General features: G+C 39.9%; 1 protein-coding gene. It reads left to right on the top strand.

What is annotated here, in order from left to right:
* A partial coding sequence (locus tag ACFINX_RS10405; RefSeq protein WP_375668833.1) for a tyrosine-type recombinase/integrase occupies positions 1–546 on the top strand: 546 nt, incomplete at both ends.

Genomic DNA, 546 nt, shown 5'->3' with positions numbered 1-546 from the left:
AGCAATATTTTTCAAGAAATTGCAAAAGCGGCTTTTGAAAGCAAAAAAGCAGAGTTGAAAAATGAAGGTAAAAACGGCCGCTGGTTTTCTCCACTAGAGTTGCACGTTATTCCACACATAGGTAATTTACCTATAGAAAAATTAACAGCCAATATCATTCGCAATGTTCTCGCACCCCTTTGGCATGAAAAAGCAGACACAGCGCGAAAAGCACTTAACCGTATCAATATTTGTTTGAAATATGCTGCGGCTCTTGGTTTAGATGTTGATCTACAGGCTTGTATGAAGGCACGCGCGCTTTTAGGAAAACCACGTGCGACATCAACAAATATTCCTGCTATGCCATGGCAAGAGGTTCCGGCATTTTATCAAAGCTTGGATGATAAGATCCTTTCAAATTTAGCACTGAAGCTCTTGATTTTGACTGGAGTACGGTCGTATCCATTGCGCTATTTGCGCCTTGAACAAATTGACAAAAATATATGGACGATACCAAAAGAAAACATGAAAGGTATTGTAGGGAAAGTTTCAGATTTTCGCGTGCCA

Source organism: Bartonella sp. AP36NXGY, assembly GCF_042195865.1.
Lineage (GTDB): Bacteria > Pseudomonadota > Alphaproteobacteria > Rhizobiales > Rhizobiaceae > Bartonella.
This window is presented reverse-complemented; position numbering and strand designations above follow the sequence as displayed.